Below are 18,790 nucleotides of genomic sequence, written 5' to 3'. Positions count from 1 at the left end.
CGAACGGACTGCCGGGGCCTTCGCGTGTCCCGTGTGGAACAGGAGTCAACCGGCGAGTAGCGCATGACGAGTTGGCAAAGTCGTGTACATGACCGAATGGGGGGAGGCAGGGTCGGCGTATCCGGCTGAATCGGACCACGCACCGAAGGGACGACCCATGGCCTTCTCCCGTTCGGCACGTTTAGGGGCCCTCGCGACAGCGGCGGCCTCTTTCCTTGTCATCGCCGCCTCTCCCGCCCCCACCCCGGGCGCTCCCGGCATCGGCGACACCTATTTCCCGAACCTCGGCAACGGCGGCTTCGACGCCCGGCACTACGACCTCGACGTGGCGTACAACCCGGACACCGACCGCCTCGACGGCCGTACGACCCTCACCGCCCGCGCGACCCAGACCCTCTCGTCCTTCGATCTCGACCTGCAGAAACTGGAGGTCACCCGGGTCGAAGTGAACGGCAGACCCGCCGCGTTCACCCGCGACGGCGACGAACTGCGCGTCACGCCCAAGGGAGTTCTCCCCAAGGGGCACACCTTCAAGGTCACCGTCACCTACGGCGGCGTACCCGAACCCCTCAGCGGGCCCATCGTGTTCGGCTCCGACTACGGCTGGATGAAGACCGCCGACGGCGTCTTCGTCGCCTGCGAGCCCAACGCCGCCTCCACCTGGTTCCCGTCCAGCGACCACCCCTCCGACAAGGCCACCTACGACATCCGCATCAAGGCTCCCAAGGGCCTGACCGGCGTCTCCAACGGCCGGCTGGTCTCGACGTACGACAAGGACGGCTCGACGTACGCCCACTGGCGCGAGAGCAGGCCGATGGCGACCTACCTCGCGACCGCCACGATCGGGAAGTTCGACGTGAAGACCGGCCGGACCCCCTCCGGCATCCCGGTCTACGTCGCCATCGACCCGGTGCTCGCGAACAGCAACAGCGTCGACGTGTACGCCGTGACGGCCGCCGCCACCGACTACTGGTCGCAGGTCTTCGGGCCCTACCCCTTCGAGGAGACCGGCGCGATCGTCGACGACATGCCCCAGGCCGGGTTCTCGCTGGAGGTGCAGAGCAAGCCGGCCTACTCGGCCGTGCGCAACGAGACCACGATCGTGCACGAGCTGGCCCACCAGTGGTTCGGCGACTCGGTGTCGGTGGAGCGCTGGAAGGACATCTGGCTCAACGAGGGCTTCGCCACGTACGCCCAGTGGCTGTGGGCCGAGCACCAGGGCACCCGCAGCGCCCACGACTCGTTCCTGGCCGCCTACAACTCCCGCCCGGCGGACAGCGCCTTCTGGCAGACGGTCGTCGCCGACCCGCAGCGCGACACCATGTTCGCCTCGGCGGTCTACCAGCGCGGCGCGATGACCCTCCAGGCGCTGCGCGAGCGCATCGGCGACACGGCGTTCTTCCGGCTGCTGCCGACCTGGACCAAGCTCCACCGGTACGGCAACGCGAACACCGCCCAGTTCATCGCGCTCGCCGAGAAGGTCTCCGGGCAGAAGCTGGGCGACCTGTTCCAGAAGTGGCTCTTCACCACGGGCAAACCGGCTCTGTAAACACCCCGGGTAAGAATGTGGGGTGCTCCAGCAACTGTTCAGCCCCTCCGTCCAGCACACGCTCGACCTCGTCGGCATCTTCGTGTTCGCCATCTCCGGCGCGCTGCTGGCCGTCCGCAAGAACTTCGACGTGTTCGGCATCGCCGTGCTCGCCGAGGTCACCGCGCTGGGTGGAGGGCTGTTCAGGGACCTGGTCATCGGCGCGGTGCCGCCCGCCGCCTTCACCGACCTCGGCTACTTCGTCACCCCGCTGCTCGCCGCCCTGCTGGTGTTCTTCCTGCACCCGCAGGTGGAGCGCATCCAGGTCGGGGTGAACGTCTTCGACGCGGCCGGCCTCGGCCTGTTCTGCGTGGCCGGCACGACCAAGGCGTACGAGTACGGGCTGGGCCTCACCGCGTCCGCCTGCCTGGGCCTGGCCACCGCCGTCGGCGGCGGCGTGCTCAGGGACGTACTCGCCAACGAGGTGCCGTCGCTGCTGCGCTGGGACCGCGACCTGTACGCGGTCCCGGCGATCGTCGGCGCCACCATGGTCGTGCTCTGCATCCGCTACGACGTCCTCGGTCCTCTCACCAGCGGACTGGCCGCGCTCACGGCTTTCGTCCTACGCCTGCTCGCGATGCGGTTCCACTGGCGAGCGCCACGTGCGTGGAACCGCCGGTCGACGGTTCGCGAGGAGTAGTGCCCCTGAGGTGCGCCCTGTGCTGGCCCATCTCCAGCGAGAGCCAGCGGAACGCCGGGACGACCTGCGGCCGCCACAGCGCCATGTTGTGGCCGCCGGCGCTCTTCGGGATGAAGACGACGTGCACGGTCGTCGGTGCCTTCGCGATCTGTTCGAGGCCGACGGCGGCCTCGTAGCCGTCGTGCGGCTGGCCGGACATGTACAGCGCGATCCGGGGCGGGGTGAGCTGCTTCTTCAGCAGTAGGTAGGGGTTGTTCTCGGCCCGGACCGTGGGGTTCTGCGAGGCGAGCGAGTTGCGCTCGCCGATCGGGTCGTTGTAGCCGGAGAAGCTGATCGCCCCCATGTAGCGGTCGGGGTGCGCCACGGCCAGCTTCACCGCGCAGTGCCCGCCCGCCGAGTACCCGGCGGTCGCCCAGCCCCGGGGCGCGGGCTCGGCGCGGAAGTTGTCCATGACCATCTTCGGTACGTCGATGCTGAGCCAGCTGTCCGCGTTGACCGTGCCCGGGATGTTCGCGCAGCCGGTGTCGATGCTCGCCAGCAGGTTGGTGCGCGCCGCCACCAGGATGAACGGGGCGACCTGGCCGCTGCGCATCAGCGGCTCCAGCTCGCGGATCACGTGCAGCGAGCCGAACCAGGCCTTCGCCGATCCGGGGTAGCCGGGCAGCAGCTCCACCACCGGGAACTTGTGGTTCTTGTACTTCGCCTCGTTGTACTGCGGCGGCGTCCATACGTAGACCTCGGCGTTCACGCCGGAGATGCGGCCCTTGAGCTGGGTCTCGCGCACGCCCCGCATACCGGGTCCGCTGGCGGCGGTGAAGTCCTGCTTCACCTTGGGCAACCGTTTCAGCGCTATGCCGCCGGTGCCGTCGGCGCCGAGGTTGGCGGCCTGCTGCACATGGTTGCCGGTGCCGAGCAGGTCGGCCCAGTTGTCGTACAGGCTGTTGGCGTTGTTGACGAGGACGAAGACCAGCGCGACCGCCGTCCCCTGCGCGAACAGCAGCATCAGCATCCGGGCCGCGGCGCGCAGGGCTTTTGGCCCGCGCATCCGCGACCACAGGACAAGAGGCAGTATCAGGGCGACCGCGAACAGCACGATCAGCGTGTAGAGGAACGGAGTCCCGGTGAGGCTCATGTCCCCATAGAGGGGGACGAGGGGTTCCGGGTTTCGGACAGGATCGGACACTTACCAAGAAATTGCCGGAACCTCACCCGGGAGGCGGGGTGCGCGTCATCCAGCCGTAACGCTGCAAGCTACCGCTTAGTAATTTCTCCTTGTACCGTTCAGGCATGCCAGAAGCAGCTTCCGCACAGGCCACCCGGGCCACCGTCGGCGACAGCGAGTTCGACCGCGACACCGCGCTCACCCGGCGCGCCGACGGGGTCTACGCCATCGACCTCTCGGCCGGCTGGACCATCATCAACGCCGTCAACGGCGGCTATCTGCTGGCCGTTCTGGGCCGCGCCCTCGCGGACGCCCTGCCGCACTCCGACCCGTTCACGATCTCGGCCCACTACCTGACCGCCTCCCAGCCGGGCCCGGCCGTGGTCCGCACGGACGTGGTCCGCACCGGCCGCACCCTCTCCACCGGCCAGGCCTCCCTCCTCCAGTACGACGGGGAGGGCAACGAGGTCGAACGCATCCGCGTCCTGGCCTCCTACGGCGACCTCGGCGCCCTCCCCGACGACGTCCGTACGACGGCCCGGCCGCCCGCGATCCCGCCGATCGAGGAGTGCTTCGGCCCCAGTGACGGCCCCGCCCCGATCACCGGCAGCTCCGCCATCGCGGACCGTCTGATGATCAAGCTGGATCCGGCCACCCTCGGCTGGGCTGTCGGCGCGCCCTCCGGCAAGGGCGAGATGCGCGCCTGGTTCGGCCTGGCGGACGGCCGTGACGCCGACCCGCTCTCCCTCCTGCTCGCGGTGGACGCGCTGCCGCCCACCGCCTTCGAGATCGGCCTGAAGGGCTGGGTCCCCACGGTCGAGCTCACCGTCCACGTGCGCTGTCGCCCCGCGCCCGGCCCGCTCCGCGTCGCCATCACCACCCGCAACCTCGCCGGCGGCTTCCTGGAGGAGGACGCCGAGGTCTGGGACAGCGCCGACCGCCTGGTCGCCCAGTCCCGCCAACTCGCGCGCGTCAGGCTGGGATAGGCGGCTCAGGCTCGGACGAGCGGTTCACGGCCGAGCCAGGCCGCCAACCGCCCGTAGGTGTCCGCCCCTTCGGGCGCCGGCACCACCGAGGCGAAGGGCGTGTCGGCGTCCCGCTCCGGGTCGGGGAGGACGCGACGGGCGACTGCGAGGGCGAACTCGGCCGGCCCCGGGTCGAGTTGATGCGGCCGGCCGAGGGACTCCGACAGATCCCAGGTGTGCGTGACCAGCTCCATGACGTAGCCGGAGAGGGCGGCGCGCCCCGGGACCTCTCCCCACGGCACGCGGACCGGCGCCTCCAGACGGGCGTCGCTCTCCCAGGCCTTGAGGACCCGGACGCGCACCTCGTCGTAGGCGGCCGGCCACTCGTCGTCGCCGACGCCGTCCGCGAAGGGGTGGACGGCCAGACCGTCGCCGCCCTCGCCGACGACCGCGATCCGCAGGGTGCCGCCGACGATGTGGCCGAGCAGGGTGCGGACGTCGAACTCGGCGCACGGGGTGGGGGAGTCGAGCTGGTCCGCCCGCACGGTCGCGATGAGCGCGGCCGCCTGCTCGGTGGCGCGGGCGTAGACGGGGCGGGGGTCGATGGCGTTCATGGCCGGCCTCTCTCGGCTGTCCTTGCGGTGCTTTCCGGTGCTCGAAGACTCCGCCCATAACCTGACAGTTTCCGTCAGCATTTGCGGGCGATCGCCCACGGCGCGATTCTGGTGGTGTGAAGTCCGACCGCCTGCTGTCGATCCTGTTGCTCCTGCAGACCCGCGGCCGCGTCCCCGCGCACGAACTGGCCGAGCGGCTGGAGGTGTCGGTGCGCACCATCTACCGGGACGTGGAGGCGCTGTCGGCCTCCGGGGTGCCGGTCTACGCCGAGCGCGGGCGGCACGGCGGGATCGAGCTGCTGGCCGGGTTCCGCACGGACGTCACGGGACTGACCGCCGACGAGTCGCGGGCGCTGTTCATCCTGGCCGCCCAGGGCGCGCACGCCGCGCTGGGGCTGGACGCGGCCCTCGGCTCGGCGCTGCGCAAGGTCATGGCCGCGCTCCCGGCGCCGCACCGCCCGGCCGCCGAGGTGACCTCCCGCCGCATCCTGGTCGACGCCACCCGCTGGAAGGGCGGCCCGCAGGGACCCGTCGACCTCGACGTCCTCCAGGACGCCGTCTTCGCCGACCGGCGGTTGCGGCTGCGCTACCGGCACAGCGGGGAGCGGGAGCCGCGCACGTACACCGTCGACCCCTACGGGCTCGTCTCGAAGGCGGGCGTCTGGTACCTCGTCGCCGATCGCCGTGCGAAGCCGCGGCTCTTCCGCGCCGACCGGGTGCGCTCGGCCGCGGTCCTGGAGGACCCCGTGAAGCGCCGTCCGGGCATCGAACTCGCCGATGTCTGGCAGGTGTTGCGCCGACAGGTGGAGGAACGGCCGGGCGGGCTCGACGTCACGGTGCGCGTCCGGCGCAGCCGGCTGGACATGTTCCTGCGCCTGAACGCCTCCCACCTCGCCGAACTCCCGGACACCGACGGCGCGGGGGAGTGGGTGACCGTACGGCTGACGTACGGGGTCGTGCCCGAGGCGCGTCAACTGCTCCAGTTCGCCGACCACGTGGAGGTGCTCGAGCCGCCGGAGGTACGCGCGGAGGTCGCGGCGGCGGCCGCCTCTGTCACGGAGCTGTACCAGCGAGCGGTCCGGGCCGGTCGGTGAAGTCGCAGGCCGGCGCGGTGTCTTGAGACCCCCTTGACCTGAGTCACAGGCCGGGGACAGACCGCCCCCAAGGAAGCCCCATGCGCCGTTGGTTGAGTGCCGGTCTCAAGGCACCCTCATCCTCCTTGGAGCTGTTTCTCATGAAGCGTGTGCGTCTCGTCCCCGCGGTGGCCCTGCTGGCGCTCTCGCCTCTGGTCCTGGCGGCCTGCGGCTCTAGCGACTCCTCCTCGTCCTCGGGCAACGGCAACTCCGGGCAGCGGCAGGCATGCTCGGCGCCCTCCGGCATGCACACGGGCAACGCCTCGGGCCGGCCGAGCGGTGCCCCCTCGGGCGCGCCGACGGGCAACGCGACGGCCCGGCCGACCGGCACTCCCGCCGGGATGCCGAGCGGCGCGCCCGGCGGCGGTCAGGGTGGCCCGGGTGGCGCTGGGGCGGGCGGTTGCGGGGGAGGCCAGGGCGGTCCCGGCGGCGGTGCCGCGCCGAGCGGCGCCCCGAGCGGGCAGCCGACGGCGGCGACGACCAAGAGCTGACCCGTCACGCCGTACGACAGGGGCGGCACCCCGGTGAACGGGTGTGCCGCCCCGGTGCGTTGTCCGGTCCGCAGCGGCTCAATCCAGCCAGTGATGGCGCCCGATGCTGATGAGCCGCATCTGCCGGGTGGCGACCTGCTCGACGTGCTCGCGGTCCTCCTCGGTGCCCTCCATCGCCTCCAGGAACAGGGAGGCGGTGATCAGCATCTGGTCCACGTAGAGATGGGCCAGCATCAGCAGGTCGTCGTCGCTCCAGCCCGCGGACTCCGGGTCCTTGGCCAGTTCGGCCCGCACCTCCTCGGCGAACCGGACGAGTTGGTCCCGTATCGCCTCGCGCACCGACTGAACTCCGCCATGTCGCTCACGGGCGATGAAACGGACATGGGCGGGGTACTCGCTCACATGACCGGCGATCAACTCGATGGCGCGTTTGATCCGTTGGTCACTGTCGTCGGTGGTGGCCACCGTCGTCCTGATCATCGGGTGCAGGCTGCCCAGCGCCTCCTCGACCAGGGCCACGCCGAGATCCGCGATGGAGCGGAAGTGCCGGTAGAAGGCGGTCGGGGCGACGCCGACCGCGCGGGTGACCTCGCGCAGGCCCAGGCTGCTCAGGCTCTGTTCCTCCAGCAGGCCGAGGGCCGCGTCGAGGAGCGCCTGCCGGGTCTTCTGCTTCTGTGCCTGCCGGATGCCGAGGGTGTGACTCATGTCATCCAGTTAACAACTGTTCTCTGGATTTGGAAAGCCGTGAGACGCGCTAGACTCTAGAGTCAGTGAACAACTGTAACTACAACTGTTCACCGAAACGTAACGAGAGACGTCCCCCGAGGCGTCTCGGAGGGGGTTCCATCCCATGCTGTTCCTCGTCGCCGCCCTGCTGCTGTTCGGCGCCGTACTGGGCACCGTGGCCCACGCGCCGTTCGCCTTCACCCTCGTCGCCGCCGCCGTCATCGCCGCATGGCTCGGCATCTTCGCGCTCCGCGAGCGGCACGGCCGTCGCCGCCACACCACCACCAGCCACTGACCCACCACCGCCACGACTGCCGGGAGCTGACCCGTCATGCAACTCACCGCCCGCGCCACCGACCGCCCCGACGCCGCCCCGACCCGCCGCGACGCCGACGGCATGGCCGTGGCCTCCTTCATCCTGGGCCTCGTCGGCCTGCTCGTCCTGAACGTCTTCCTCGGCCCGATCGCGATCATCCTGGCCACGGCCGCCCTCTGGCGGGGCACCACCCGCCGGGGCCGCGCCTTCCTGGGCCTGGGCCTGGGCGTCGCGGACCTCATCGTCCTGGTCGCCTTCATGCAGGCGGACAGCACGATCTCCTGGAGCTTCTGAAGGCGAACGGGGCATCGCCTACCGCCGTGCCGCCGTGGGCAGTCGTTCCGCAGGGCGATGGGGGTCCCCCCGCTCGGGAGGAGCCGAGAGTGGGGGAGGGTGGGCACGGCCTGCAGCGCCGGGTGCCGCCCGACCGACCCCAGCGGCAGTTCGGGCAAGCTGCACGCGGCTCAAGCCCAGCGCAGCGGCTACGCCGCGGCCCCGTAGAATCGTGCGCACCATGGCATACCTCGACCACGCCGCGACCACCCCGATGCTCCCGGAGGCAGTCGAGGCACTCAGCGCGCACCTGAGCGTGACCGGCAACGCCTCCTCCCTGCACGCGTCCGGCCGCCGCGCGAGGCGCACCGTGGAGGAAGCCCGCGAGACGCTCGCGGACGCGCTCGGCGCCCGCCCCAGCGAGGTCGTTCTCACCTCCGGCGGCACCGAGGCCGACAACCTCGCGGTGAAGGGCCTGTACTGGTCCCGCCGCGACGCCGACCCCCGCCGCACCCGGGTCCTCGCCAGCCCCGTCGAGCACCACGCCGTCCTCGACGCCGTCCACTGGCTCGGCGAACACGAGGGCGCCACCGTCGAGTACCTCCCGGTCGACAGCTACGGACGCGTCCACCCCGAGGCCCTGCGCGAGGCCCTCGCCAAGAACCCCGACGACGTCGCCCTGGCCACCGTGATGTGGGCCAACAACGAGATCGGCACCCTCTTCCCGGTCCGTGAACTCGCCGACGTCGCCCAGGAGTTCGGCGTCCCGCTGCACGCCGACGCCGTCCAGGCCTTCGGTCAGGTCCCCGTCGACTTCGGCGCCTCCGGCCTTGCCGCGATGACCGTGTCCGGACACAAGATCGGCGGCCCCTACGGCATCGGCGCCCTGGTCCTCGGCCGCGAGTACACCCCCGTACCGGTCCTGCACGGCGGCGGCCAGGAGCGGCACGTCCGCTCCGGCACCCTGGACGTCCCCGCGGTCGCCTCCTTCGCGGTCGCCGGCCGTCTCGCCGCCGAGCAGCGCGAGTGGTTCGCCGCCGAGATCGGCGCCCTGCGCGACAGCCTGGTCGAGGCGGTCCGTACGGCCGTCCCGGACGCGATCCTCGGCGGGGACCCGGTCGACCGGCTCCCCGCCAACGCCCACTTCACCTTCCCCGGCTGTGAGGGCGACTCCCTGCTGCTGCTCCTGGACGCCCAGGGCATCGAGTGCTCCACCGGCTCCGCCTGCACCGCCGGCGTCGCCCAGCCGAGCCATGTCCTGCTCGCCACCGGCACCGACCCGGACCTGGCCCGCGGCACCCTCCGCTTCTCCCTCGGACACACCTCCACGGAGGCCGATGTCGAGGCGGTCGCCAAGGCGATCGGCCCGGCGGTCGAGCGCGCGCGAGCCGCCGGGCTCACCTAGTTCGCCGGAGGGTCCTCCCCTAACTCTCCGTCACCATCAGGGACGCCATCATGCCCTCGTCCTCGTGCTGCAGCAGATGGCAGTGGAGCATGTACATGTAGGTGTCGTCGGTGAAGTCCGTGAACTCCATCGCGATCTCGATGGATCCGCCGCCGACCACCTCGTAGGTGTCGAACCAGCCGAGGTCCACGCCGGTCGGGTCCTCGCCGTTGATGGAGATCAACTGGTAGGGCACGTCATGCAGATGGAACGAGTGCTCCAGCTGGGTGCTGTTCTTGATCGTCCAGATCTCCTTGGCGCCCAGCGTGGTGCTGATCATCGCCATGGAGGACATGCTGGTACCGGCGGACCCGTTGATCAGCATCGTCGCGCCGCTCTGGCCGAGCGTGATGGTCCGGGCGGTGAAGTCGCTGGTGTCGTACCGGGTGATGGTGTTGAGTGAACTCGGCAGGTCGTCCGGGGTGTCCGTGCCCGACGCGGTGATCGCGAGCACGTCGTACGTGCCGCTGCCGCCGCGCACCCAGCCGGTGGTGACGACGGCCTGGAGTGTGACCGCGTCCGACAGGTCCAGCACGAACTCCGCGCGGGCGCCCGCCACCAGCCGGATGCTGGTCACCTCGGTGGCCGCGGTGAGATAGCCCTGGTCGGTGGCGATCTGGTTGAGCGTGCCGCCGTCGCTGCGCTGGATGGTGATGATGTCCGACGGCGAGGCGTTCAGACAGCGGAACCGGGTGCGGGTCTTGGTCGCCGTGAAGGTGAGCGTGGTGTCGTCGACGTTCGTGCCGTTCAGCAGCAGCGGGAAGCTCAGCCCGCTGCTCAAGTAGCCGGTCAGGTTGTACTTGATGTCGCCGCTGCTGCTCGCGGCCAGGCTCTGGAAGATCAGCGGGATGTCGTCGGTGCCGTAGGTGCTGGGCAGGTCGGAGGAGGCGGTGGAGTCGTCCTCCACGATGATCATGCCGGCCAGACCGTGCACCGCCTGCTTCGCCGTGGTGCCCAGGGCGTGCGGGTGGTACCAGAGCGTCTTGGCCTCGTCCTTGACGGTGAAGGTGGGGGACCAGGTGGTGCCGTCCGAGAAGGCGACCTGCGGGCCGCCGTCCATCTTGGCCGGGACGTGGGCGCCGTGGAAGTGGACCGTGGTGTCCTCGCCCAGGCTGTTGGTGATGTTGAGCAGGACCGTGTCGCCGCTGGTCCACTTCATGGTGGGGCCGAGGAAGGACTGGTTGTAGCCCATCGTGCTGCTGGTGACCCCGGACACCACCTCGGCGGTGCCGGTCTTCGCCTCCAGCGTGAAGGTGGTGGTGCTGCCGGAGGTGGTGCCCTCCAGGAGGTCCGGGACGGTCAGGGTGGCGGTGTTGGTGGCGGCGCTCGCCTTGTTCTTGCCCGCCTCGGTCAGCAGTGAGAAGGCGCCACCGGCGCCCGCGACCGCCCCGAGTGCGACCCCGGCCATGCCGCCGAGGAACCTGCGCCGGTGCACTCCCTTGCCACCGGAGGTGCGGGCGGTCTTGGTGTGCCTGGACTTGTTGCTGCTGCCCGTGTCGCTGGTGCGCCCATCGGGCTCGGTGATGTCAGCCATGGACAGGGATGGTCGACGTGAGTTCTGTGTGAGGGCTGGGCCGGGATTAGGAGCCGACCGGGTGCGCTGTGCGGCCGCCGTGAAGGGGGTGCTCGCTCAACTCCACTACGGAGGAGTGAAGTTGGCGCGCCGCAGGTCACCTCCGCCGCGGGGGACGCACCGGACACACGAAAAACGGGGCTACGCACAGGGTCACGATTGCGTCACCGAGGTCGGGCCTGTCCGGCCCGTCGGACAAGCCCCATGTATCGCTCCCAGTCCCAGTACGGCCCCGGGTCCGTGTGGTCCGTCCCCGGCACCTCCACATGCCCGATGACATGCTCCCGGTCCACGGGTATGCCGTACCGCCCGCATATCCCCGCGGTCAGTCGCGCCGAGGAGGCGTACATCGCGTCCGTGAACGACGACCTCCGCTCCACGAAGCCCTCGTGCTCGATGCCGACGCTGCGTTCGTTGTACTCCCGGTTGCCCGCGTGGAAGGCCACGTCCAGTTCGCGGATCATCTGTGTGACCTGGCCGTCCTCGCGGACGATGTAGTGGGCCGCGGCCTGGTGGCCGGGATCCTCGAAGGCCTTGACCGCGCTCGCGTAACCGCCCTGGGTGACATGGACGACCACACGGTCGATCACGTAGTCGTCCGGCCGGTCCGCCCGCCGGTAGTTCGCCGGGGAGGCCGCGATCCACCGCGCGCCCCGGAAGTCCACCGCCCCCGCGACCCGCGGCCGCTCCACCCCCGGCAGCCGCCACCACAGACGGGACAGCTCCTCGCGGGCCAGCGCTGCCGTGCCCACGGCGGCCACCGCCCCGCCGACGATCAGCGCACGACGCCCCGGCCGCCGGTCGGCGTCGACGTCCCTCGTCCCGTCCCCCATCTGATCGCCCTTTCCGTCCCCCTGTGATCGTCAACGGATACTCGTGGGCCCCGGTTCCCGACGGCCCGTACTCTTGAAGGGTTATGACTGACACCCCGCAGCGCCCCCTCCGTGTCCTCGCCGCCATGTCCGGCGGGGTGGACTCCGCCGTCGCCGCCGCCCGTGCCGCCGAGGCCGGCCATGACGTGACCGGAGTCCATCTCGCGCTCTCCGCGAACCCGCAGTCCTTCCGCACGGGCGCGCGCGGATGCTGCACCATCGAGGACTCGCGCGACGCCCGCCGCGCCGCCGACGTCATCGGCATCCCGTTCTACGTCTGGGACCTCGCCGACCGCTTCCGCGAGGACGTCGTCGAGGACTTCGTCGCCGAGTACGAGGCCGGCCGCACCCCGAACCCGTGCCTGCGCTGCAACGAGAAGATCAAGTTCGCCGCCCTGCTCGACAAGGCGCTCGCCCTCGGCTTCGACGCCGTCTGCACCGGCCACTACGCCAAGGTGATCGAAAACCCCGACGGCTCCCGCGAGCTGCACCGCGCCTCCGACATGGCCAAGGACCAGTCGTACGTCCTCGGCGTGCTGGACGAGAAGCAGCTCGCACACGCTCTCTTCCCGCTCGGCGACACCGTCACGACCAAGGACGAGATCCGCGCCGAGGCCGAGCGCCGGGGTCTCGCGGTGGCCAAGAAGCCCGACTCGCACGACATCTGCTTCATCGCCGACGGCGACACCCAGGGCTTCCTCGCCTCCCGACTGGGCAGGGCGGAGGGCGACATCGTCGACGAGTCCGGCACCAAGGTGGGCACGCACGAGGGCGCGTACGGCTTCACCATCGGCCAGCGCAAGGGCCTGCGCATCGGCACCCCGGCACCGGACGGCAAGCCGCGCTACGTCCTCGACATCTCCCCGGTGAACAACACCGTGACGGTCGGCCCGGCCGCCTCCCTGGACGTCAGCGGCCTCAGCGCGATCAAGCCCCGCTGGTGCGGCACGGCACCCTCCGGCCCCGGCACCTACACCGCCCAGCTGCGCGCCCACGGCGGCGAGACCGAGGTCCGCGCCGAACTCGTCGAGGGCACCCTGGAGGTGACCTTCACCGAGCCGGTCCGCGGTGTCGCCCCCGGCCAGGCGATCGTGCTGTACGACGGCACGCGCGTGGTGGGCTCGGCGACGATCGCGACGACCACGCGCGCGTCCACGGCCGTCGCCTAACGGGCCGGCGAGAAGAACTCCGCCAGCGTCGGCGCGAGGGCGTACGGATCCACCATGTGCGTCTGGCCTTCCAGCGTCCGGTACGTCCCGCGGGGCGCCGCCTCGGCCACCGCCCGGGCGGCCTCGCGCATCCAGGCGGGACTCGCGCCGCCCCCGAGGGACAGCACGGGCACGGTGATCGAGGCCAGCCGGTCCTGCGGCACCAGCCCGTCGCCCATCACGGCGTTGTCGTACGCCAGGCTCGGCGCGAGCCCCTCCATCCCGGGCCACATCGGGGACTGGCGGGCACCCTGGATCATCTCCTCGGCCAGTCCCGTCAGCCGCAGGAACAGCTCGACCGCGTCCCCGCGCCGGCCGTGCTCCAGCGCCTCGGTGAGGCGGTCGGTGTACTCGGCCCGCTCCTTCGCGCCGCCCTCGTAGACGGCGTACGGCACCTCGTACACGGCGACCTGACGCAGCGGCAGCCCGCTCGCCGCCGCCTCCAGGACCAGCGCGCCGCCCGAGGAGTGGCCGTACAGCGACGCCTCGCCGCCCACCGCCTCGATCAGCGCGGCCAGGTCCTCGACCTCGCGGGCGACCTCGTACGGCTTGGTGTCACCGCTCGCGCCCCGGCCCCTGCGGTCGTAGGAGACGACGGTGAAACGGTCCGCGAGGGGCACGGCGAACGGCGCCACCGTGGCCCCCGTCGACATCGCCCCGCTCACCAGGATCACCGCGGGGCCGTCACCGGTGCGTTGGTACGCGATGGGGGTCCCGTCGCGCGAAATGGTCTTCTTGTCCATGCCTCAGCAGACTGCCCCAAGGCGCGGAACTAATCGCTCACGACACCTCGACTTCGTAGAAGCAGAGGTGATCCTTGATCAGCGCCACGTCCGGCTTGGGCTCCGGGTACGCCCAGACGAGGTCCGCCGCGTCCGGCAGCGACCAGTAGGACGCCGTGCCCTTGAACGGGCAGTAGGTGTGCGTGTCGGAGGGCTGCAGCAGGTCGAGCCGTACGTCCTCCGGTGGGATGTAGTACCGGACCGGACAGCCCGTCTCGCGCAGCACGAGGGCCTGGTCGCTCTCCGCCAGTACCTGGTCGCCGTGCACCACGCGCACGTGCTTCTCGCCCTGCTCAATGGTGATCTTGTGTCCTTCGGTCATGGAAGGAAGAGCGCTCGCGGGGCGCCGGTTCTTCCCGCGTACGGTGATCCCATGCGAATCTGCGTCTTCCTCTCCGCCGCCGACCTCGACGACCGCTACACGCGTCCCGCGCGCGAGTTCGCGAAACTACTGGGGGAGGGCGGGCACACCCTGGTGTGGGGCGGTTCGGACGTCGGCCTGATGAAGGTGGTCGCCGACGGTGTGCAGGAGGCGGGCGGACGGCTGTGCGGGGTCTCCGTGGACTTCCTGTCGGCCAGGGTGCGGCCGGGCGTCGAGGAGATGGTGATCGCCAAGGACCTCGCCGAGCGCAAGAAGCTCCTGCTGGAGAAGGCCGACGCCGTGGTGATCATGGTGGGCGGCACCGGCACGCTCGACGAGGCGACGGAGATCCTGGAGCTGAAGAAGCACGGCCACACCCAAAAGCCGGTCGTGCTGCTCAACACCGCGGGCTTCTACGACGGCCTCAAGGAACAGTTCCGGCGCATGGAGGACGAGGGCTTCCTGCCGCGTCCGCTGGCCGAGCTGGTGTTCTTCGCCGAGGAACCGCTCGGTGCGCTGGCCTACCTGGAGGCCGGGACATCGGCGGCGACCGGCACGGGGCAGGGCGTCGAGTAGGAGCCGGCGGGTGCGAGCATGGCGGGCATGGCTACACATGTGATCACCGGAGCGGGTTCCGGCATCGGCGCGGCCGTCGCCCGCCGCCTCCACGCGCGCGGGGACGACCTCGTCCTGCACGCGCGCGACGCGGGCCGCGCGAAGGAGCTGGCGGCAGCGTTCCCCGGGGCGAAGACGCTGGTGGGCGACCTGGCCGACCCGGACAAGCTGTCCTGGGCCTTCTCCCACCAGTCTCTCCCGGACCGCGTGGACCGTCTGCTGCACATCGCCGGTGTGGTCGACCTCGGCCCGGTCGGCGAACTCACCCCCAAGTCCTGGCGCCACCAGCTCAACGTCAACCTGATCGCCCCCGCCGAGCTGACCCGTCACTTCCTGCCGCAGCTGCGGGCCGCGCGCGGTCACGTGCTCTTCGTGAACTCGGGCGCGGGGCTCAACGCGAGCCCCGACTGGTCCGCTTACGCCGCCTCCAAGCACGGTCTGAAGGCCCTCGCCGACTCCTTGCGGGGCGAGGAACACGCCAACGGCGTCCGCGTGACCTCCGTCTACCCCGGCCGCACGGCCGGCCCCATGCAGGCCAAGGTCCACCAGCAGGAGGGCAAGGAGTACGACGCCTCGCAGTGGATCGACCCGGAGTCGGTCGCCACGACGATCCTGATGGCTCTCGACCTGCCCCGGGACGCCGAGGTCAACGACCTGACGGTGAGGCCGGGACGGTGACCGGGTTCCAGTTCGGTGCCGCCACCGGCGTCGGTTCGATGCCCGGCGGCGACGCCCGGGAGGCGGCCAAGACCGTGACCGGCACCTTCGAGGACTTCCCCTTCCTGGCCGAGCTGCCCGCGCGCGGACCCGGCGCCGACATGATCGGCCGCACCGCCGGGATGCTGGTCGAGCTCTACGCGCGCGTGGAGCCCAGTGGCTGGCGCATGGGCGACCGGCCGGGCCGGGACACCAAGCGCGCCCGGTCCTGGCTCGGCGAGGACCTCGACGCGCTGGAGGAGTTCACCCAGGGCTACGAGGGGCCGCTGAAGGTGCAGGCCGTCGGGCCCTGGACGCTCGCCGCCGCCCTGGAGCTGCGCAACGGGGAGTCCGCCCTCTCCGACGCGGGCGCCTGCCGCGACCTCGTCGGCTCCCTCGCCGAGGGACTGCGGCTGCACCTGGCGGAGGTCAGGCGCCGGGTGCCCGGCGCGCAGGTCGTCCTGCAACTCGACGAACCGTCCCTCACCGCCGTCCTGCGCGGCCAGGTCAGGACCGCCAGCGGCTACCGCACCCACCGGGCCGTGGACCGGCAGATCGTCGAGTCCGCACTCCGCGACGTCCTCGGGGTTCACAGCGACGGCCCCACCGTGGTCCACTCCTGCGCACCGGACGTCCCGTTCGCCCTGCTGCGCCGGGCGGGCGTGGCGGCGGTCTCGTTCGACTTCGCCCTCCTCACCGAACGTGACGACGACACGATCGGTGAGGCGGTGGAAGGGGGTACCCGGCTCTTCGCCGGTGTCGTGCCGGGCACGGACGCGGCATTGTCAGACCCGGCAGGTAGCGTCATGGGTGTCAGGACGCTGTGGCGCAGGCTGGGGCTGCAACCGGGGCTTCTCGCGGAGGCGGTCACCATCACGCCGTCGTGCGGACTCGCGGGGGCCTCCCCGGACTACGCGCGCCGCGCTCTCGCCCACTGCGTCCCGGCGGCGAGATCCCTCGCGGACAACCCAGAGTAACGGGAGGACAACACGGTGGCCGGCGACAAGCAAGCGGAGACGACGGTGCCCGCCGAGGCGCGGGAGAAGCACGCGAAGCTCGCTGAGCAGATCGAGGAGCACCGCTTCCGGTACTACGTGAAGGACGCTCCGGTCGTCAGCGACGCGGAGTTCGACAAGCTCCTGAAGACTCTGGAGGCGCTGGAGGAGGAGCACCCCGAGCTGCGGACACCGGACTCGCCGACGCAGAAGGTCGCCGGCTCGTACGAGACGGAGTTCACGGCGGTCGAGCACCGCTCACGGATGCTGTCGCTGGACAACACCTTCAACGACGACGAACTCGCCGCCTGGGCCGACCGCATCCACCGGGAGCTGGGCGAGCAGGACTACCACTTCCTGTGCGAGCTCAAGGTCGACGGCCTCGCGGTCAACCTCACCTACGAGCGCGGCCGCCTGGTGCGCGCGGCGACCCGCGGCGACGGCCGGACCGGCGAGGACATCACGCCCAACGTCCGCACCATCACGGAGATCCCGGACCGGCTGAAGGGCGACAAGGTCCCCGACGTCGTGGAGATCCGCGGCGAGGTCTACTTCCCGATGGAGAAGTTCGAGGAGCTCAACGCCCGCCTGGTCGAGGCCGGTGACAAGCCCTTCGCCAACCCGCGCAACGCGGCGGCCGGTTCGCTGCGCCAGAAGGACCCGCGGGTCACCGCCACCCGCCCCCTGCACATGGTCGTCCACGGCATCGGCGTCCTGGAGGGCTTCCAGGGCCTCACCCGGCTCTCCCAGGCGTACGACCTCCTCAAGACCTGGGGCCTGCCCACCTCCCCGCACAACCGGGTGGTCGACGACCTCGACGGCGTACGGGAGTTCATCTCCTACTACGGCGAGAACCGCCACTCCGTGGAGCACGAGATCGACGGCGTCGTCGTCAAGCTCGACGAGATCCCGCTGCAGGGCCGGCTCGGTTCGACCTCCCGCGCGCCGCGCTGGGCGATCGCGTACAAGTACGTGCCGGAGGAGGTCAACACCAAGCTCATCAACATCCGCGTCGGTGTGGGCCGTACCGGCCGGGTCACGCCGTACGCGCAGGTCGAGCCGGTGACGGTGGCCGGTTCCGAGGTCGAGTTCGCGACCCTGCACAACCAGGACGTCGTCAAGGCCAAGGGCGTCCTCATCGGTGACACCGTGGTGCTGCGCAAGGCCGGTGACGTCATCCCGGAGATCCTCGGCCCGGTCGTCGACCTGCGCGACGGCAGCGAGCGGGAGTTCGTGATGCCGTCCGAGTGCCCCGAGTGCGGCACGGCCCTGAGGCCCATGAAGGAGGGCGACGTCGACCTGCGCTGCCCCAACGCCCGCACCTGCCCGGCCCAGTTGCGCGAGCGCCTGTTCTACCTCGCGGGCCGCAAGGCACTGGACATCGAGCACTTCGGGTACGTCGCCGCCGCTGCCCTCACCAAGCCGCTGGAGCCCCAGGAGCCGCCGCTGAAGGACGAGGGCGACCTGTTCGACCTCACCATCGAGCAGTTGCTGCCCATCAAGGCGTACGTCCTGGACCAGGACAGCGGCCTGCCCAAGCGGGACCCGAAGACGGGCGAGGAGAAGGTCGTCACGGTCTTCGCCAACCAGCAGGGCGAGCCGAAGAAGAACGCGGTCTCCATGCTGGAGAACATCGCCGCCGCCAAGGAGCGCCCGCTGGCCCGGGTGCTGACCGGCCTGTCGATCCGTCACGTCGGCCCGGTCGCCGCCGAGGCGCTGGCCCGCGAGTTCCGCTCGATCGAGCGCATCGAGCAGGCCACCGAGGAGGAGCTGGCGAACACCGACGGCGTCGGCGGGATCATCGCCGCCTCCCTCAAGGAGTGGTTCGCCGAGGAGTGGCACCAGGAGATCCTGCGCAAATGGCGGGCCGCGGGCGTCCGTATGGAGGAGGAGAGCAGCGGCGAGGACGAGGGTCCGCGCCCGCTCGAGGGCATGACCGTGGTGGTCACCGGCACCCTCGAGCACTTCACCCGCGACGGGGCGAAGGAGGCGCTGCAGAGCCGGGGAGCCAAGGTGACCGGTTCCGTCTCCAAGAAGACGTCCTTCGTCGTCGTGGGTGACAATCCTGGTTCCAAGTACGACAAGGCGATGCAGCTCAAGGTGCCCGTCCTGAACGAGGAGGGATTCGACGTCCTTCTGGAGCAGGGACCGGACGCCGCCGCCGAAGTCGCGCTTCCCACAGGGGAGTAGCGGTTGAAGGCCACCCGATCGGCGCATACCAGATGCATACGGGTGGCCGGGGCGCATTCGGGCAACCGTCCACGACCGCTGCCCGCGGAAGCCTTCTGCGGCCTACTGTTGAGATGTGCGCCTGCCGTGCCCAGCTGCGGTTGGGG

General features: G+C 70.8%; 20 protein-coding genes. 13 read left to right on the top strand and 7 right to left on the bottom strand.

Annotated features, from left to right (window positions below; all coding sequences use genetic code 11):
• Nucleotides 1-157: 157 nt before the first annotated feature.
• Nucleotides 158-1,549 (top strand): M1 family metallopeptidase, encoded by a 1,392-nt coding sequence (locus ABZ453_RS26585; protein ID WP_359018383.1) that lies wholly within the window; start codon nucleotides 158-160, stop codon nucleotides 1,547-1,549.
• A gap of 22 nt (nucleotides 1,550-1,571) precedes the next feature.
• The gene (locus tag ABZ453_RS26580; protein ID WP_356769618.1) at nucleotides 1,572-2,228 is read left to right on the top strand and encodes a trimeric intracellular cation channel family protein; all 657 of its coding nucleotides are present in this window, start codon (nucleotides 1,572-1,574) and stop codon (nucleotides 2,226-2,228) included.
• Here ABZ453_RS26580 and ABZ453_RS26575 read toward each other — a convergent pair.
• Nucleotides 2,137-3,360 (bottom strand): alpha/beta hydrolase-fold protein, encoded by a 1,224-nt coding sequence (locus tag ABZ453_RS26575; protein WP_359018381.1) that lies wholly within the window; start codon nucleotides 3,358-3,360, stop codon nucleotides 2,137-2,139. The genes ABZ453_RS26580 and ABZ453_RS26575 overlap by 92 nt on opposite strands.
• Before the next feature lie 155 nt (nucleotides 3,361-3,515).
• Between ABZ453_RS26575 and ABZ453_RS26570 the strand changes: the two genes are divergently transcribed.
• A complete protein-coding gene (locus ABZ453_RS26570; protein WP_359018379.1) occupies nucleotides 3,516-4,376 on the top strand; it encodes a thioesterase family protein in 861 nt (286 codons plus the stop codon).
• Between the two features lie 5 nt (nucleotides 4,377-4,381).
• Here the strand turns inward: ABZ453_RS26570 and ABZ453_RS26565 are convergent, their stop codons facing one another.
• Nucleotides 4,382-4,969, bottom strand: a complete 588-nt coding sequence (locus ABZ453_RS26565) for a TIGR03086 family metal-binding protein (protein ID WP_359018377.1) — start codon at nucleotides 4,967-4,969, stop codon at nucleotides 4,382-4,384.
• A 116-nt stretch (nucleotides 4,970-5,085) separates the two neighbouring features.
• On the opposite strand from ABZ453_RS26565, the gene ABZ453_RS26560 reads away from it, so the two are divergent.
• Together ABZ453_RS26560 and ABZ453_RS26555 are read left to right on the top strand one after the other, a co-directional pair.
• A complete protein-coding gene (locus ABZ453_RS26560; protein WP_359018375.1) occupies nucleotides 5,086-6,063 on the top strand; it encodes a YafY family protein in 978 nt (325 codons plus the stop codon).
• A gap of 140 nt (nucleotides 6,064-6,203) precedes the next feature.
• The gene (locus tag ABZ453_RS26555; RefSeq protein WP_359018373.1) at nucleotides 6,204-6,593 is read left to right on the top strand and encodes a hypothetical protein; all 390 of its coding nucleotides are present in this window, start codon (nucleotides 6,204-6,206) and stop codon (nucleotides 6,591-6,593) included.
• A gap of 78 nt (nucleotides 6,594-6,671) precedes the next feature.
• Here the strand turns inward: ABZ453_RS26555 and ABZ453_RS26550 are convergent, their stop codons facing one another.
• Entirely contained in the window at nucleotides 6,672-7,298 is a 627-nt protein-coding gene (locus ABZ453_RS26550; protein WP_359018371.1) for a TetR family transcriptional regulator, read from the bottom strand.
• A gap of 145 nt (nucleotides 7,299-7,443) precedes the next feature.
• Here ABZ453_RS26550 and ABZ453_RS26545 point away from each other — a divergent pair, with 145 nt between their 5' ends.
• The 3 genes from ABZ453_RS26545 to ABZ453_RS26535 all read left to right on the top strand — a co-directional run bounded on the left by ABZ453_RS26545 (nucleotide 7,444) and on the right by ABZ453_RS26535 (nucleotide 9,313).
• The gene (locus ABZ453_RS26545; protein WP_165954994.1) at nucleotides 7,444-7,614 is read left to right on the top strand and encodes a hypothetical protein; all 171 of its coding nucleotides are present in this window, start codon (nucleotides 7,444-7,446) and stop codon (nucleotides 7,612-7,614) included.
• 36 nt (nucleotides 7,615-7,650) lie between these two features.
• A complete protein-coding gene (locus ABZ453_RS26540; protein WP_356769633.1) occupies nucleotides 7,651-7,929 on the top strand; it encodes a DUF4190 domain-containing protein in 279 nt (92 codons plus the stop codon).
• Between the two features lie 220 nt (nucleotides 7,930-8,149).
• Complete coding sequence (locus tag ABZ453_RS26535) at nucleotides 8,150-9,313, top strand: cysteine desulfurase family protein (protein ID WP_359018368.1); 1,164 nt, start codon at nucleotides 8,150-8,152, stop codon at nucleotides 9,311-9,313.
• 19 nt (nucleotides 9,314-9,332) lie between these two features.
• Here the strand turns inward: ABZ453_RS26535 and ABZ453_RS26530 are convergent, their stop codons facing one another.
• The gene (locus tag ABZ453_RS26530) at nucleotides 9,333-10,886 is read right to left on the bottom strand and encodes a multicopper oxidase domain-containing protein (protein WP_359018366.1); all 1,554 of its coding nucleotides are present in this window, start codon (nucleotides 10,884-10,886) and stop codon (nucleotides 9,333-9,335) included.
• Nucleotides 10,887-11,089: 203 nt separating this feature from the next.
• Nucleotides 11,090-11,758 carry an N-acetylmuramoyl-L-alanine amidase gene (locus ABZ453_RS26525; RefSeq protein WP_359018364.1) on the bottom strand — a complete coding sequence of 223 codons (669 nt, stop codon included), beginning with the start codon at nucleotides 11,756-11,758 and terminating at the stop codon, nucleotides 11,090-11,092.
• A gap of 83 nt (nucleotides 11,759-11,841) precedes the next feature.
• Here ABZ453_RS26525 and mnmA point away from each other — a divergent pair, with 83 nt between their 5' ends.
• Nucleotides 11,842-12,966, top strand: a complete 1,125-nt coding sequence (gene mnmA / locus ABZ453_RS26520; protein WP_359018362.1) for a tRNA 2-thiouridine(34) synthase MnmA — start codon at nucleotides 11,842-11,844, stop codon at nucleotides 12,964-12,966.
• Here mnmA and ABZ453_RS26515 read toward each other — a convergent pair.
• Nucleotides 12,963-13,748 (bottom strand): alpha/beta hydrolase, encoded by a 786-nt coding sequence (locus tag ABZ453_RS26515; protein WP_359018360.1) that lies wholly within the window; start codon nucleotides 13,746-13,748, stop codon nucleotides 12,963-12,965. The genes mnmA and ABZ453_RS26515 overlap by 4 nt on opposite strands.
• A gap of 37 nt (nucleotides 13,749-13,785) precedes the next feature.
• Nucleotides 13,786-14,109, bottom strand: a complete 324-nt coding sequence (locus tag ABZ453_RS26510) for a DUF427 domain-containing protein (protein WP_359018358.1) — start codon at nucleotides 14,107-14,109, stop codon at nucleotides 13,786-13,788.
• Between the two features lie 51 nt (nucleotides 14,110-14,160).
• On the opposite strand from ABZ453_RS26510, the gene ABZ453_RS26505 reads away from it, so the two are divergent.
• The 4 genes from ABZ453_RS26505 to ligA are packed head-to-tail and all read left to right on the top strand — an operon-like array spanning nucleotide 14,161 to nucleotide 18,644.
• On the top strand, nucleotides 14,161-14,724 hold the full coding sequence (locus ABZ453_RS26505; protein ID WP_359018356.1) for a TIGR00730 family Rossman fold protein: 564 nt from the start codon (nucleotides 14,161-14,163) through the stop codon (nucleotides 14,722-14,724).
• Nucleotides 14,725-14,742: 18 nt separating this feature from the next.
• A complete protein-coding gene (locus ABZ453_RS26500; RefSeq protein WP_359018354.1) occupies nucleotides 14,743-15,441 on the top strand; it encodes an SDR family oxidoreductase in 699 nt (232 codons plus the stop codon).
• 38 nt (nucleotides 15,442-15,479) lie between these two features.
• On the top strand, nucleotides 15,480-16,436 hold the full coding sequence (locus tag ABZ453_RS26495) for a methionine synthase (RefSeq protein WP_359018465.1): 957 nt from the start codon (nucleotides 15,480-15,482) through the stop codon (nucleotides 16,434-16,436).
• A 15-nt stretch (nucleotides 16,437-16,451) separates the two neighbouring features.
• Complete coding sequence (ligA, locus tag ABZ453_RS26490) at nucleotides 16,452-18,644, top strand: NAD-dependent DNA ligase LigA (RefSeq protein ID WP_359018352.1); 2,193 nt, start codon at nucleotides 16,452-16,454, stop codon at nucleotides 18,642-18,644.
• The last annotated feature ends 146 nt before the right edge of the window (nucleotides 18,645-18,790 follow it).

The sequence above is a fragment of the Streptomyces sp. NPDC005799 genome (genome assembly GCF_040630525.1).
In the GTDB taxonomy this organism is placed as follows: domain Bacteria; phylum Actinomycetota; class Actinomycetes; order Streptomycetales; family Streptomycetaceae; genus Streptomyces; species Streptomyces griseorubiginosus_B.
This window is presented reverse-complemented; position numbering and strand designations above follow the sequence as displayed.

What these genes read in the sequence shown, in the direction of transcription:
- ABZ453_RS26515 (WP_359018360.1), bottom strand. Translation starts at nt 13,748, where the DNA reads ATGGACAAGAAGACCATTTCGCGCGACGGGACCCCCATCGCGTACCAA.
- ABZ453_RS26495 (WP_359018465.1), top strand. Translation starts at nt 15,480, where the DNA reads ATGCCCGGCGGCGACGCCCGGGAGGCGGCCAAGACCGTGACCGGCACC.
- ABZ453_RS26545 (WP_165954994.1), top strand. Translation starts at nt 7,444, where the DNA reads ATGCTGTTCCTCGTCGCCGCCCTGCTGCTGTTCGGCGCCGTACTGGGC.
- ABZ453_RS26530 (WP_359018366.1), bottom strand. Translation starts at nt 10,886, where the DNA reads ATGGCTGACATCACCGAGCCCGATGGGCGCACCAGCGACACGGGCAGC.
- ABZ453_RS26525 (WP_359018364.1), bottom strand. Translation starts at nt 11,758, where the DNA reads ATGGGGGACGGGACGAGGGACGTCGACGCCGACCGGCGGCCGGGGCGT.
- ABZ453_RS26575 (WP_359018381.1), bottom strand. Translation starts at nt 3,360, where the DNA reads ATGAGCCTCACCGGGACTCCGTTCCTCTACACGCTGATCGTGCTGTTC.
- ABZ453_RS26535 (WP_359018368.1), top strand. Translation starts at nt 8,150, where the DNA reads ATGGCATACCTCGACCACGCCGCGACCACCCCGATGCTCCCGGAGGCA.
- ABZ453_RS26585 (WP_359018383.1), top strand. Translation starts at nt 158, where the DNA reads ATGGCCTTCTCCCGTTCGGCACGTTTAGGGGCCCTCGCGACAGCGGCG.
- ABZ453_RS26570 (WP_359018379.1), top strand. Translation starts at nt 3,516, where the DNA reads ATGCCAGAAGCAGCTTCCGCACAGGCCACCCGGGCCACCGTCGGCGAC.
- ABZ453_RS26510 (WP_359018358.1), bottom strand. Translation starts at nt 14,109, where the DNA reads ATGACCGAAGGACACAAGATCACCATTGAGCAGGGCGAGAAGCACGTG.
- ABZ453_RS26565 (WP_359018377.1), bottom strand. Translation starts at nt 4,969, where the DNA reads ATGAACGCCATCGACCCCCGCCCCGTCTACGCCCGCGCCACCGAGCAG.
- ABZ453_RS26550 (WP_359018371.1), bottom strand. Translation starts at nt 7,298, where the DNA reads ATGAGTCACACCCTCGGCATCCGGCAGGCACAGAAGCAGAAGACCCGG.
- ABZ453_RS26500 (WP_359018354.1), top strand. Translation starts at nt 14,743, where the DNA reads ATGGCGGGCATGGCTACACATGTGATCACCGGAGCGGGTTCCGGCATC.
- ABZ453_RS26555 (WP_359018373.1), top strand. Translation starts at nt 6,204, where the DNA reads ATGAAGCGTGTGCGTCTCGTCCCCGCGGTGGCCCTGCTGGCGCTCTCG.
- ABZ453_RS26505 (WP_359018356.1), top strand. Translation starts at nt 14,161, where the DNA reads ATGCGAATCTGCGTCTTCCTCTCCGCCGCCGACCTCGACGACCGCTAC.
- mnmA (WP_359018362.1), top strand. Translation starts at nt 11,842, where the DNA reads ATGACTGACACCCCGCAGCGCCCCCTCCGTGTCCTCGCCGCCATGTCC.
- ABZ453_RS26540 (WP_356769633.1), top strand. Translation starts at nt 7,651, where the DNA reads ATGCAACTCACCGCCCGCGCCACCGACCGCCCCGACGCCGCCCCGACC.